The organism is Stappia stellulata DSM 5886 (assembly GCF_000423705.1).
GTDB classification, from domain to species: domain Bacteria; phylum Pseudomonadota; class Alphaproteobacteria; order Rhizobiales; family Stappiaceae; genus Stappia; species Stappia stellulata.
Genome location: NZ_AUIM01000004.1, coordinates 62,994 through 75,454 on the forward strand (window position 1 = coordinate 62,994; position 12,461 = coordinate 75,454).

14 protein-coding genes are annotated in these 12,461 nt (G+C 64.8%); 5 read left to right on the plus strand and 9 right to left on the minus strand.

From position 1 onward, the window contains the following. Window positions 1-53: 53 nt before the first annotated feature. Window positions 54-2,093 carry a 4Fe-4S dicluster domain-containing protein gene (locus G572_RS0100415; RefSeq protein ID WP_029056798.1) on the minus strand — a complete coding sequence of 680 codons (2,040 nt, stop codon included), beginning with the start codon at window positions 2,091-2,093 and terminating at the stop codon, window positions 54-56. A 265-nt stretch (window positions 2,094-2,358) separates the two neighbouring features. On the opposite strand from G572_RS0100415, the gene G572_RS26410 reads away from it, so the two are divergent. Beyond that, entirely contained in the window at window positions 2,359-2,895 is a 537-nt protein-coding gene (locus tag G572_RS26410) for a DUF3305 domain-containing protein (RefSeq protein WP_169391266.1), read from the plus strand. After that, entirely contained in the window at window positions 2,892-3,641 is a 750-nt protein-coding gene (locus G572_RS25250) for a DUF3306 domain-containing protein (protein WP_051241387.1), read from the plus strand. Before G572_RS26410 ends, G572_RS25250 begins: the two co-directional genes overlap by 4 nt. A 65-nt stretch (window positions 3,642-3,706) precedes the next feature. On the opposite strand, the gene G572_RS21835 is transcribed toward G572_RS25250, so the two are convergent. Beyond that, window positions 3,707-4,039, minus strand: a complete 333-nt coding sequence (locus tag G572_RS21835; protein ID WP_037544951.1) for a hypothetical protein — start codon at window positions 4,037-4,039, stop codon at window positions 3,707-3,709. A 4-nt stretch (window positions 4,040-4,043) separates the two neighbouring features. Then, the gene (gene moaA / locus G572_RS0100435; RefSeq protein WP_051241388.1) at window positions 4,044-5,045 is read right to left on the minus strand and encodes a GTP 3',8-cyclase MoaA; all 1,002 of its coding nucleotides are present in this window, start codon (window positions 5,043-5,045) and stop codon (window positions 4,044-4,046) included. 281 nt (window positions 5,046-5,326) lie between these two features. Between moaA and G572_RS0100445 the strand changes: the two genes are divergently transcribed. After that, window positions 5,327-5,698 (plus strand): gamma-butyrobetaine hydroxylase family protein, encoded by a 372-nt coding sequence (locus tag G572_RS0100445; RefSeq protein WP_029056802.1) that lies wholly within the window; start codon window positions 5,327-5,329, stop codon window positions 5,696-5,698. A gap of 87 nt (window positions 5,699-5,785) precedes the next feature. Continuing rightward, entirely contained in the window at window positions 5,786-6,478 is a 693-nt protein-coding gene (locus G572_RS0100450; protein ID WP_208978987.1) for a L,D-transpeptidase, read from the plus strand. Between the two features lie 25 nt (window positions 6,479-6,503). On the opposite strand, the gene G572_RS25255 is transcribed toward G572_RS0100450, so the two are convergent. The 6 genes from G572_RS25255 to G572_RS0100480 form a co-directional block, all read right to left on the minus strand. After that, complete coding sequence (locus tag G572_RS25255; RefSeq protein ID WP_156884431.1) at window positions 6,504-6,950, minus strand: c-type cytochrome; 447 nt, start codon at window positions 6,948-6,950, stop codon at window positions 6,504-6,506. 173 nt (window positions 6,951-7,123) lie between these two features. After that, entirely contained in the window at window positions 7,124-7,714 is a 591-nt protein-coding gene (locus G572_RS0100460; RefSeq protein ID WP_029056805.1) for a L,D-transpeptidase, read from the minus strand. A 190-nt stretch (window positions 7,715-7,904) separates the two neighbouring features. Continuing rightward, entirely contained in the window at window positions 7,905-9,539 is a 1,635-nt protein-coding gene (locus G572_RS0100465; protein WP_029056806.1) for a fumarate hydratase, read from the minus strand. A gap of 112 nt (window positions 9,540-9,651) precedes the next feature. Continuing rightward, window positions 9,652-10,215 carry a YceI family protein gene (locus tag G572_RS0100470; RefSeq protein ID WP_029056807.1) on the minus strand — a complete coding sequence of 188 codons (564 nt, stop codon included), beginning with the start codon at window positions 10,213-10,215 and terminating at the stop codon, window positions 9,652-9,654. A 45-nt stretch (window positions 10,216-10,260) separates the two neighbouring features. After that, window positions 10,261-10,872, minus strand: coding sequence for a cytochrome b (locus G572_RS0100475; protein ID WP_208978988.1), 612 nt, complete (start codon window positions 10,870-10,872; stop codon window positions 10,261-10,263). A gap of 60 nt (window positions 10,873-10,932) precedes the next feature. Continuing rightward, complete coding sequence (locus tag G572_RS0100480) at window positions 10,933-11,511, minus strand: YceI family protein (RefSeq protein WP_037544957.1); 579 nt, start codon at window positions 11,509-11,511, stop codon at window positions 10,933-10,935. A gap of 282 nt (window positions 11,512-11,793) precedes the next feature. Between G572_RS0100480 and G572_RS0100485 the strand changes: the two genes are divergently transcribed. Further along, window positions 11,794-12,426 (plus strand): glutathione S-transferase N-terminal domain-containing protein, encoded by a 633-nt coding sequence (locus G572_RS0100485; protein WP_029056810.1) that lies wholly within the window; start codon window positions 11,794-11,796, stop codon window positions 12,424-12,426. The last annotated feature ends 35 nt before the right edge of the window (window positions 12,427-12,461 follow it).

Sequence of the window (12,461 nt, forward strand, 5' to 3'; positions counted from 1 at the left end):
CAAAAGCGCCGCCGGACGACCCCGGCGGCGCTTTTGGTTCGGCGAGCGGGCGTTCAGTCGTCCTTGAGAAAGTCATCGGCCGAAAGCGGCCCTTTCTCCAGCGCAAGATAGTCGTCCGTGGTGGCGATCCTCGGCCGGGACCCGCCGCGCAGCGGTGTATCCGGCATTTCCCATTGCGCCGAGATGCGGCAGTCGTCGCACATCTCGATCAGCCGGGTCTGGTCTTCGCGCTGGAACATCCAGTGCTTGCCCGAGAGCTTGTCCCGGATGCGCGCAATCGAGGACTTCGTCCCGAAAGCCTTGCCGCAAGACACGCAGGTCGCCGGCTCTTCCTCATGCAACACCACCGGGCGAATGGCCTCCGGCGCCGAATTGTAGCGCGGTTCCAGCGTGATCACGTTTTCCGGGCAGGTCGTCGCGCATAAACCGCATTGCACGCAGGCGGCTTCCGTCAGGCTGACCTGCGGTTTGTCCGGGTTGTCGGCCAGTGCATTTGCCGGGCAGGCGGAAACGCACGCCAGACACAGCGTGCAGCCATCCGCATCGATGGAGATGCGCCCGTAAGGAGCCGTCTCCGGCAAGCCGATGACCGTCGCCGGCTCCGGCGCCGACTTGAGGAGCCGTGAAATGGCGCTGCGCGCCACATCGCGCTTGCCGCCGACCGGATCGAAGAGTGCGGGGGCGGCCGGGAGCGGACCGGAGGGAACGGTGAAACATCCCGTCAGCTTGTCCGGGTCGGCTTCAAGGGCAAGCGTAAACACGGTGTCGCCATGGTAGCCCATTCCCTCAAGAAGGGCCGTGGAAAGCGCGATCTCGCGTGAAAGGGCAAGTGTTTCGTCGGCCTGGGATGGCGGGCAGAGGAAGACCATGCGCTTTGCGCCCGCGAGCACCGCGGCGAGCATCGCGTCATGACCGAAGACCGTGACGGCATGCACGGCGATCGGCAGGACGTTCCCCGGCAGTCCGTCGGAAAACCGCGCCATCGCGTTGATCAGGTCGAGCCCGTGACCTTCGTCATGGACCAGGACGATGGGGTCTTTCCCCCCGGCATCGCAATAGGTGCCGACAAGGGTTTGCAGGCGGCGGATCAGCGTGTCGCGCATCGGATAGCGATAGGCGACCGCGCCGGTCGGGCAATGTGCCGCACAGGAGCCGCAGCCGCCGCAAATGCCGGGATCGACCTCGATCCGGTCGCCGTTGCCGGTGATCGCGCCGGCGGGACAGGCGTCCAGGCATTTTGTGCAGCCGGTCTTGCCGGATCGCCCATGGGCGCAGATCGACGCGTCATACTCCACGTAGACCGGCTTTTCGAAAGTGCCGACCATGTCGGAGATGTCGAAGAGCGCACGTGCCACCGCAGCCGGATCCTTCGGATCGACACGCATGTAGCCGTCGCGTTTGTTGGGCGCGGTGACCAGCGGTGTCTCGCCGGAGAGGTCGAGAATGAGGCTGCAAGCCGATTTCGCGCCGTCGCGCGGCATCGCGAATTGCGCGGCGCCGCGCGAGGACGGCAGGATCTGCGCGTATGCATCCACCGTCACCGAGAAGGCGCCAAGAGACCCGGTGACCGTGCGGATGCGCCCCGCATGCACCGGAACCTCGAGGATGGTGGGCAGAACGAGGTCGGAGGCGTCGCTGAGCAGCAAGGAGACGGACAGCCGACCCTCAAGCGCGCGTGCGGCGTCGAGCGCCTGCTGGCCCTTGCCGTAGATCAGGCAGACGCCGTCGGAATCGATCGAGCGCAGGGAGGCCGGCTCTCCGGTGACCCCGGCTTCCGCGAGAAGGGCCGAGATCTTCGGGTGCGGATCGGTCCCGCGTGCGCACCATCCGGCCCGCTCGCGAATGTTGACGTAGTCGAGCTGCTGGGTCGCGCCCTTTTCTTCCGCCACTTCGTCGAAAAGCGGAGCTTCCTGCGTACAGCCTATGACGAGCCGTTCACCACTGGCGAGCGCCTTTTCGAAGGCGGCGAGCTGCGAACGGCACAACTGCGTGTGGATGGGGGTCTCCGCATCGATGCCCTCGATCCGTGCGGGATCGAGGCGCATGGTCTTCTCGCAATCGCACAGGAGAACCCTTGGCTGGGTCGCGGTCATGAATTCCTCCGTCGCGGAAACGCCGGGCCGCCCGGCGGCGCGTTCCCTCAGCTTGTCGTTTTGCCGCGAAGATAGCGCAGATGATCCGGATTTTCCTAACCGAGATTGCCTTTCGCGAAAATCGGCAAGCCGGCGAGAGGACGCAGCGTTTGCGGCGCGCGACAGACATTGTCTTTCCGCGTTCCAGGCCCCAAAATCACCGGGTGTCCGCAAGGCGGGCAAAGCCGGCACCGAGCGTGCCGGACAACGGATCTGGGAGTTTTGCGTGGAACGGGAAGTGTCAGCCATGCTCGGGGTCGTGCTGGAGCGTCGTCCGGCAACATCGCGATGGGTCGATTGGGTCTGGGCCGTCCCCGAGGTCATCGCAGATGCGCCGCCGACCGATGGATGGCGCGAGATCGCGCGCGACGGCGAGACGAGGCGCTATCTGTCGGCGCCCCACGCGCTGACCCTGCATCACAAGATGGTCGAGGCCTACGACAGCAACATCGAGACCGGCGAACCTTGCGTGTGGGCGCTGCTCGAAGCGACCGACGGCTCTCGCGAACCGGGTTGGCGCGTGTTCGCAGTGACAGCCGATCCCTACGAAGCGCAAGGGTTTCTGGAGCGCCCGGACAGTCTGGTCGAGCGGGTTGCGATGCCGCCGGCCACCGTTGCCTGGATGGCGCGCTTCCTCGCCGCGATTCCCGAGGCGCCGGCCTTCAAGAAGCGTCGCCGCACGAAAGCCGTGGAGGAGCGGCAGATTTTCGGCAAGGCTCCCATCTTCAATTCCGACGGGGGACCGGAGGAGGGGGGCGCATGAGTGCCGACCGAAACGACACGCGCAATGACGGGGAGACCGGATTTCTGAGCCGCTGGTCCCAGCGCAAGCGCGCCGTTCAGCGCGAGCGCGAGGAAGGGGCAGAGGCGCAGGCCGGCACCGATCCGCAGCGAGAGGAAGAGGCCGCGGAGGCGAAAGCCGAGACCGCCCGCATCGAAGAGGCCAACCAGGCAGCGGCAGAGGCCGTCGACCTGGAGACGCTCGAATTCGAGTCCGACTATTCCGTCTTCTTGAAAGACGGTGTTTCAAAGCAGCTGAAGAATGCGGCGCTGCGCAAGTTGTGGCGCTCGAACCCGGTTCTTGCATGTGTCGACGGGCTGAATGACTACGATCAGGATTTCCGCACGGTCGAACCGCTTGTCGGAGCGCTGAAGTCTTCCTGGCAGGTCGGCAATGGCTACGGCTGGATGGAGGAGCGCGACAAGGCCGAGACGGCTGCAAAGGCGGTGGCCGACGCGGATGCGCCGGCGCTGGACGCGGAAGCCGCGGTCGCGCCTTCGGATGACGCAAATGTCGGGCAAGCGGAAGGCGAAGCGGGGCCGGAGCCGCAGGCGGAGACATTGGCCGACGCCGGCGCATCGCAGCCGTTGCAGGGCGAGGCGATCCCGGATGCGAACCTCGCGGAAGAGAGCGGCAGGCCCCTGGCCGGGCCGGTCCGGGAGGGCGCGGCGGACAGGCAGCCGGATCAGCCGCCACGACCGGCGCGCAAGCGGATGCGCTTCAGCTGAGAGCCCTTTGACGCTGCCGCCGGCCGCATCCCCCCGGCGTGTGCAGGGCAGGGGCGGACGGCGCGCTACCGCTGCGGGGGGAACTGCGCCCGGCAGTAGCTGACCGCGCGCGCCTTGAAAGCGTCATGCTGCGTGTCGTCGATCACACGATCCTTGCGCATCTGGTCCACCGCGCCGATGCGCTCCGTGAGGCAGGCGGCGAGTTGCGGATTTTGGGCAAGGGCTTCGGCATCGTCCGGGGCGAGGTGTTCGAACGGGGTGAGGGCAACACCGGCAAAGCCAACGCGGCCGATCCACACGATGGCCAGAACGGCTGCACCGGCCACGGCCAGAGCTGACAGGCGCGCGACGGGTCGGTCGAGCAGTGGGCTTTCGGGCCCGCTCCTGTTTTTTGCCATGGCCTCAGCCGCCGGTGACACTCATGTGCCGGGTCACCGCAGGCTGACGGGTCTGCCGGTCGATCACGAAGTCATGCCCCTTCGGCTTGCGTCCGATGGCCTCGTCGATGGCGTCGTTCAGCAGCTCGTCGCTTTCCGAGGCACGCAGCGCCGCGCGCAGGTCCGCGCTGTCGTCCTGCCCGAGGCACATGTAGAGCATGCCCGTGCAGGTGACCCGCACCCGGTTGCAGCTTTCGCAGAAATTGTGGGTCATCGGCGTGATGAAGCCGACGCGGCCTCCGGTTTCCGCAACACTGACGTAGCGGGCCGGGCCGCCGGTCTTGTAGGGAATGTCGTCCAGCGTGAAGGCTTCCGCCATGCGCGCGCGCACCGTGGAGAGCGGCAGGTACTGGTCGGTGCGGTCCTCGTTGATCTCGCCGAGGGGCATCGTCTCGATCAGTGTGAGATCGTAGCCCTGCTCGTGGCACCATTGCATCATCTGCAGGATTTCATGCTCGTTGACGCCCTTGAGCGCCACCATATTGATCTTCACCTTCAGCCCGGCGGCGGTTGCGGCGCGCAATCCGTCCATCACCTTGCCGAGATCGCCCCAGCGGGTGATTGCCTTGAACTTCGCGGTGTCCAGCGTGTCGATCGAGACATTGATGCGGCGCACGCCGCAGTCGTAGAGCTCCTGGGCAAAGCGCGACAGCTGCGAGCCGTTGGTGGTGATGGTCAGCTCTTCCAGCGCGCCGCTGTCCAGATGGCGCGACAGGCTGCGGATCAGGCTCATGATGTTCTTGCGCACCAGCGGCTCTCCGCCGGTCAGACGCAGCTTGCGCACGCCTTTCTCGATGAAGGCGGAGCACAGCCGGTCGAGTTCCTCCAGGCTCAGAACCTCGCGCTTGGGCAGAAACGTCATGTCTTCCGCCATGCAATAGACACAGCGAAAGTCGCAGCGGTCGGTCACCGACACGCGCAAATAGCTGACTTCTCGTCCGAAGGGGTCGATCATCGGCTGGGACATTTCCGTTTCCTCAACTGGGTGAAGGCGCGCCTGCGTGCTGCGGCCAAATCCCGATATGCGGCCCGCCGCAACAGGTGCGACTTTGTGTTCTTCAGGGCAAGGTAGCGGAATGGCGCCTCGCGTCAATTGCCGCGAGCGGCGAATTCGCCCTTCTCATGAGCTGCGGAGGCGATGATGAGCGAGTGCAGCGCGACGGGCTTGCCGCGGGCCGTCGACACGTTATGGTCCGCAGCGTGTTTGCAGCCCCGACAGGGGCGGTTTTGATGGAGAGGATCTTTCCCGTGACTGACAGCAAGCCCTGGCCGACAGAGATCCGTCTCGCCAAGGACAAGACGCAACTGACCGTTGCCTTCGACACGGGCGAAAGCCACACGTTCGATGCCGAGTACCTGCGGGTGTGTTCGCCCTCCGCCGAGGTGCAGGGCCATTCGCCCGCGCAGAAGCAGACGGTTCCGGGCAAGCGCGGCGTCGGCATCATGAAGATCGAGCCCGTGGGCAATTATGCGGTGCGCATCCATTTCGACGACCTGCACAACACCGGGATCTTCTCGTGGGACTATTTCCTGAAGCTCGGGGCCAACCGCGAGGAGATGTGGGGCGGGTATCTGAAGGACCTGGAGGCGAAGGGGCTTTCCCGGGACCCGAAACGCTGATCGCGCGGCCGGAGCCGCGCTTGCGCGTCGACAAAGCGGCGGAATCAGGCCAATAATCGGGGTCTGGACCCATCGGAGATCTGTGTCGTGCGCCAAGGTCATGAACGTCGTTCTCGCGAAGGAGGTCTCCTGACCCGTCGCGCCCTTGTGATCGGCCTGCCGTTTCTGCTTGCCGCATGCCAGTCGAGGGGCCGCTCCATCGAGGCCGCCGGCCTGACCCCGCGCGCCGATGGCACGCCGGATTACGCGCTTGCCTATGCCGCGCGCACCGACGGCGGCTTTCGCATTCCGGCCGTCCCCTGGCAGGAGTTCGACCCGAAATACCTGCGGCAGTCGGTGCGATACGTGACCCGAGAAGAGCCCGGAACGGTCATCGTCGATCCGGCGAACAAGTTCCTGTATCTGGTCGAGCCGGGCGGACGGGCGTTGCGCTACGGCATCGGCGTGGGACGCGCGGGCTTTGCCTGGTCGGGCGATGCGACCATTCGCTTCAAGCGTGCGTGGCCGAAGTGGTTTCCGCCCGACGAGATGATCGCGCGCGACCCGAAGCTCGAGAAATACCGCAACGGTCAGGATGGCGGCCCCCGCAATCCCATCGGCGCGCGCGGGCTGTATCTCTGGCAGGGCAATGTCGACACGCTCTACCGCATTCACGGCACGAACCAGCCGCGCAGCATAGGCACGAATGCGTCCTCCGGCTGTATCCGCATGTGGCAGCAGGATGTGATCGACCTGCATTCGCGGGTCAAGGTCGGTGCCAAGGTTGTCGTGCTCGGCTGAGGCGGCCCCGCCACCGCCCTGTTGCTCAGGGGTCTTTCAGGCTTTGCGCATAGGCGACGATCGCTTCGACGTCGTCGATCTTCAGCACCATTTCCTCGATCGTCGCGGGCTGGTCGGGCGGACGCTTTGCGTCTCCGTCGAAGCGGATATGCGCGGGATGCGGCCGGCGCGCGTGGAATGTCTCGAACCGGTCCCGCCAGTCGTCGAGCGCCTTGACCATGATCATGAAGGACGGCGTGGAGGAAATCCCGCTCATCCGGTCGTCCGGCGAAACCACATGGCAGCGCGCGCAATGAAGCTTCGACAGCGCCTCGCCCCGGTTTGCAAGTGCCGGATCCGCCCGAGCCTGGAGCGGCAGCAGCACCGCCGTTGCGAAGAGGAGCAGGACGGCGTGCAGGCGCGCCGCGGCTTCGGGAAACCGGCTTCCCGAAGCGCCGCGCCGCAGGTGAGGGCGTCTTTCGTCCTGTTTCATTCCGACCTCCGCCGAAACATCGCGTCCCTTTTGCAAGGTACCGCGTTTTTTCCGCAGACGGGAGTCGCAAGGCCTCGGGGGCCGGACGGAGCTTCGGTTCCGGACAACGAAAAAGGGCCGGCGCTGTGCCGGCCCGTTCTCAAGATGTCTTGTGGCGCAGTGCGGGAGACCCGTCAGCGCTTGACGACGACCTTCGCCCCGATGTTGATCTTGTCATAGAGGTGCTTGACGTCGTCGTTGGCCATGCGGATGCAGCCGGACGAGACCGCGGTGCCGATGGTCCAGGGCTCGTTGGAGCCGTGGATGCGGTAGAGCGTGTTGCCGAGATACAGGGCGCGCGCGCCCAGCGGGTTGTTCGGTCCTCCCGGCATATGGGCGGGAAGGATGCGGCCCTTGCGGCGTTCGCGGGCACGCATCTGCGGCGGCGGCGTCCAGCCCGGCCACTCGGCCTTGCGGCTGATGCGCTGGGTGCCGGCCCACTGGAACCCCTCGCGGCCGACGCCGATGCCGTATTTCATGGCGCGACCGTTCCCCAGCACATGGTAGAGGCGGCGTTCGCTGGTGTCGATGATGACGGTGCCGGGCTTGTACGGCCCGTCATATCGCACGCGCTTGCGCGGGATCGGCGACTTCCCGCTCGGCACACCATGCGCAGTGTAGTCGATCCACTGTTTGGTCGCCGGGTCGAAGTAACGCGCGGCGAGGGTCGGTGTGGCGATGACCGCCGCAGCCACGGTTATTGCTAGCAAACGAAATAAACGCATTTCAAGATCCCCATCCGGTGGTCAAGCAAACCATCCTTCCAACGGCCGGCGGCCTGTTGACAGTATTCGGTATTGTCCCTTGCAAAGCGGTTAATGCAAAGGGGCGTGGAGGCACAACTGTAGCCAGATTTTGGTATGGAGCCGTGACCGGGATCACAACCTTGTGAGGATGCCTCCCGGTGCGAACCGCTCAACCGAGATTGAGTTCCTTGAAGAAGTCGTTGCCCTTGTCGTCGATCACGATGAAGGCGGGGAAGTCCTCGACTTCGATTCGCCAGATCGCTTCCATGCCGAGTTCCTCGAACTCGACGACCTCGACCTTCTTGATGCAGTCCTGGGCAAGACGCGCGGCCGGTCCGCCGATGGACCCCAGGTAAAACCCGCCATGCGCCTGGCAGGCCCGGCGCACCTGGGCGGAGCGGTTGCCCTTCGCGAGCATCACCATCGATCCGCCGGCGGCCTGGAACTGGTCGACATAGGCATCCATCCGCCCCGCTGTTGTCGGGCCGAACGATCCGGACGCATAACCTTCCGGCGTTTTGGCGGGGCCTGCGTAGTAGATCGGGTGGTTCTTGAAATAGTCGGGAAGCGGCTCGCCGGCCTCAAGCCGCGCGCGCAGCTTGGCATGGGCCAGATCCCGCGCGACGATCACGGGGCCGGTGAGCGACAGCCGTGTCTTCGTCGGATGGCGCGACAGTTCCTCGAGGATCTCCGGCATCGGCCGGGTGAGGTCGACCTTCACCACGTGGTCGGACAGGGTCTCGTCGGTCACTTCCGGCAGATACTTGACCGGCTCGCGCTCAAGCTCCTCCAGGAAGATCCCGTCCTTGGTGATCTTGCCGAGCGCCTGGCGGTCGGCGGAGCAGGAGACGCCGATGCCGATCGGCAACGAGGCGCCGTGCCGCGGCAGGCGGATCACCCGCACATCGTGGCAGAAGTATTTGCCGCCGAACTGCGCACCGACGCCGGTGTCCTGCGTCAGCTTGTGGATCTGCGCTTCCATCTCGTGATCGCGGAAGGCGTGGCCGAGCTCCGAGCCGGCATCGGGAAGTCCGTCCAGGTAGCGGGCGGAGGCGAGCTTCACGGTTTTCAGCGTCATTTCCGCGGAGGTGCCGCCGATGACGATGGCCAGATGATAGGGCGGGCAGGCGGCGGTGCCGAGCGTCAGGATCTTTTCCTTGATGAAGTCGATCAGTCGTTCCGGGGTCAGCAGCGAGGGTGTGCCCTGATAGAGAAACGTCTTGTTGGCCGAGCCGCCGCCCTTCGCCATGAACAGGAACTTGTAGGCGTCCTCGCCCTCGCTGTAGAGCTCGACCTGGGCCGGCATGTTGTTGGAGGTGTTCTTCTCCTCGAACATGGAAATCGGTGCGAGCTGCGAATAGCGCAGGTTCTTTTTGAAGTAGGCGTCGCGCGCGCCTTCCGCCAGTTTCGCCTCGTCGCTGCCGTCGGTCCAGACCCGGCGCCCCTTCTTGCCCATGACGATGGCGGTGCCGGTGTCCTGGCACATCGGCAAAACGCCATGCGCGGAGATGTTTGCGTTCTTCAGCAGGTCGAAGGCGACGAATTTGTCGTTTTCCGTCGCTTCCGGGTCATCCAGGATTTTGCGCAGCTGCGCCAGATGCCCGGGCCGCAGGAAATGGTTGATGTCGGCGAAGGCCGCCTCGGCCAGAAGCCGCATGCCCTCCGGTTCGACCACCAGAACATCCTCGCCGTTGAACCGGTCCACGCGCACGTGATCGCCGGAAAGCTTGCGATAGGGCGTTGCGTCTTCCTGAAGCGGAAAGAGGGACGCATGGCGATAGGCGGGGGTTTCTTGTTCGGACATCACGGATCTCGACCTGCATCAGGGGGAAAAGGATGCCGCCTTTTACGCTATTCGGCCAGCCCGCGCCAAGGGATACGCCGGATAGATTTGGGATGGCCGCGCGCCCCTGAAGTCAGCGCGTTGCCGTGATGTCGATGTTCACGGTCACGGGGTCGGCAACGGCCGGCGGCGACACGTCCGTCCCCACGCCAAAGACCAGACGGGCGAGCGACACGCTTGCCTGCGCGTGCGCCGAATCCCCGTCGATGGCGAGGGTGAAGGGGAGGGTGAACGGTTCGCTCTTGCCCTTGATGGTCAAGGTGCCGCGCGCTTCATAGGCGTTGTCACCGGTCGAGACGATGTCGCTGGAGGTGAATGTCGCCTCGGGAAAGCTGGAGGCGGCGAACCAGGCGGCGCCGGGCAGGGTCTGGTCGACCTGCGACTGGCCGGTTTGCGCGGAACCCGGCCGGACGGTCGCGGAAATCGTCGCCGCGTCGAGCGCGTCCAGGTCGAGCGTGATGTCTGCGCTCCAATCCTGAAAGCGCCCCTCGAGCGGCGCGCCGTTTTGCTGCGCGACAAAGTTCACGGAACTGGCATCCTTGTCCACGGACCAGGTCGTCGCGGATGCGGGGGGGACGGCAACCGTCAGCAGCGCGGTCGCGGCGGCGAGCCGTTTGAGCGTCGAAAAGCGGGACATGACGTCTCCTGTTGTGGGTGGGCCGTTTGCGCCTGAGCGCAACCTTCAGCCTCGCCGGGCCGGTTTGGCGCGGGCGGGCCCCGTCGAAACGATTCGTTTCAGGATTGTGTCGCGGTTGAGGAAGTGATGCTTGAGCGCCGCCGCGACATGGGCCGCGACGAGGCCAAGCAGCACAAACCCGAGAAGCTCGTGCACCTCTTTCAGGAATTCCTCCGCCTGCGCCTTGGTTCCCAACACCTCAGGTACGGGCAGATGCGGAACCGGGATCACGTCGAAGAGCACGGTCGGAATGCCCCAGGGCGATGCGGAAACCATCAGCCAGCCCGAGATCGGAAGGGCGAACAGAACGGCGTAAAGTCCGGCGTGGCTCAGATGCGCGACGATGCGTTGATAGGCGGGCATGTCGGCGGGAAGCGCCGGCGATGGATTGACAAGGCGCCACAGGAGGCGGAGCGCGGCCAGCGCAAGCACGACGAAGCCGAAGGACTTGTGCCACTGGTAGATGGCAAAAGTGTCCGGGGCCGTCGGGTCGAGGCCGGTCATGTATTTTCCGACCGCGAACAGGCCGATCATCAGCGCGGCCATGATCCAGTGAAAGGCAATGGCGGCGCTGCCATAGCCTGTGGACGTATTGCGTATCTGCATCATGGTCTCCATGGGCCGGGTCCCGGTCCGGACACGCGGTCGGGGTCGCGCCGCGTGTCCGGTGAGGCGGGCCTACTTGGCCTGAAGCGCTTCCGCGCTGAAGGAGATCGTCACTTCGTCTCCGACATAAGGCACAAACATGTCCATTCCATAGTCGGTGCGCTTCACCACGGTCGTGGCGTCGAGGCCGACGGCCGGCGTCTTTTCCATCGGATGTTCGCCCTGGGCGTTCACCGTCACCTCGAAGGTCGTCGGCTTGGTGATGCCCTTGATCGTGAGATCGCCGGTCACCGCGAGCGTGTTGTCGCCGGTCTTCTCGACGCTGGTGGAGGTGAAGGTCGCGGTCGGATGCGCGGCAACCCCGAAGAAGTCGGCGCTCTTGAGGTGCTTGTCGCGCTCCGCCCAGAAGGTGTCGAGGCTGGTGACGTCGACGGTCATGTTGATGCTGGAATTGGCTGGCGTGTCGAGATCGATCTGCAAGTCACCGTCCCAGTCGCCGAAGCGCCCGTCGGTCGTGGAATAGCCGAGGTGATCGTAGGAAAATGCGAGATTGGCGTGCGACTTGTCGAACTCGTAGGCGACCGGCTCGGCCACGAGCGGTGTGGCGAACAACAGCGCCGCCACGGTGGCAGCGGTACGGAACTTGATCATGAGAACCCTCTTGAAGGTCGTGTCTTGGCGGAAACCGCAATCGCGGTGGCGTCGTCAACAGATCGTCCGTGCGTAAGGGATCATCAAGCACGTGATGTTGAATTCACTGTCCAATCAGCGTGAACAGTCGCGCTGAAATTCTCGGCAATGTATGACAAGGGTATGACAGACCGGTCCTGGCGGTGCAATTCGGATGGGCGATGCAATCGGCTTGAATGGTCGGCAGGACTGTGTCGAAATGGCAAGACGACGCGTCAGAAGCGCCATGGCAGAGAGGCGGCAATGATCGATCTGTACACGTGGACCACCCCGAACGGGCGCAAGGTCTCCATCATGCTGGAGGAGTGCGAGCTTCCCTACACGGTGTTTCCCGTGGACATTCTGAACAGCGAGCAGTACCGGCCGAATTTTCTTCATATCTCGCCCAACGGCAAGATCCCGGCGATCGTCGACCGGGAGGCCGGTGTCAGCCTGATGGAATCCGGCGCGATCCTGCTGTATCTGGCCGACAAGGCCGGACGTTTCCTGCCGGGCGAGGGGCCTGAAAGGCTTCGGGTGATCGAATGGTTGATGTGGCAAATGGGCGGCTTTGGCCCGATGCTCGGCCAGGCGCATCATTTTCTGCATTTCAATCCCGGCAAGGCAGCCTATGCGGAAGATCGTTATGCCAGGGAAGCCCGCCGCCTCTACGGCGTGCTCGACAAGCAACTGAGCGAGCATGAGTTCGTCGCCGGCGATTATTCGATTGCCGACATTGCCATCTGGCCGTGGGCGAGCCGCTTCGAATGGCAGGGCGTGGACCTCAACGCCTTTGCGAATGTGCGGCGATGGTATCTGGATGTCGCCGACCGCCCCGCGGTCAGGCGCGGTTATGACGTTCCCGCGGTCGGCGCGGAGATCCCGACGCCCGACTGACGCCCCCGTGCAGCCGCGCGAATACGGATTGCGTT

What these genes read in the sequence shown, in the direction of transcription:
- G572_RS0100415 (WP_029056798.1), bottom strand. Translation starts at nt 2,093, where the DNA reads ATGACCGCGACCCAGCCAAGGGTTCTCCTGTGCGATTGCGAGAAGACC.
- G572_RS25250 (WP_051241387.1), top strand. Translation starts at nt 2,892, where the DNA reads ATGAGTGCCGACCGAAACGACACGCGCAATGACGGGGAGACCGGATTT.
- G572_RS21835 (WP_037544951.1), bottom strand. Translation starts at nt 4,039, where the DNA reads ATGGCAAAAAACAGGAGCGGGCCCGAAAGCCCACTGCTCGACCGACCC.
- moaA (WP_051241388.1), bottom strand. Translation starts at nt 5,045, where the DNA reads ATGTCCCAGCCGATGATCGACCCCTTCGGACGAGAAGTCAGCTATTTG.
- G572_RS25255 (WP_156884431.1), bottom strand. Translation starts at nt 6,950, where the DNA reads ATGAAACAGGACGAAAGACGCCCTCACCTGCGGCGCGGCGCTTCGGGA.
- G572_RS0100460 (WP_029056805.1), bottom strand. Translation starts at nt 7,714, where the DNA reads ATGCGTTTATTTCGTTTGCTAGCAATAACCGTGGCTGCGGCGGTCATC.
- G572_RS0100465 (WP_029056806.1), bottom strand. Translation starts at nt 9,539, where the DNA reads ATGTCCGAACAAGAAACCCCCGCCTATCGCCATGCGTCCCTCTTTCCG.
- G572_RS0100470 (WP_029056807.1), bottom strand. Translation starts at nt 10,215, where the DNA reads ATGTCCCGCTTTTCGACGCTCAAACGGCTCGCCGCCGCGACCGCGCTG.
- G572_RS0100475 (WP_208978988.1), bottom strand. Translation starts at nt 10,872, where the DNA reads ATGGAGACCATGATGCAGATACGCAATACGTCCACAGGCTATGGCAGC.
- G572_RS0100480 (WP_037544957.1), bottom strand. Translation starts at nt 11,511, where the DNA reads ATGATCAAGTTCCGTACCGCTGCCACCGTGGCGGCGCTGTTGTTCGCC.
- G572_RS0100485 (WP_029056810.1), top strand. Translation starts at nt 11,794, where the DNA reads ATGATCGATCTGTACACGTGGACCACCCCGAACGGGCGCAAGGTCTCC.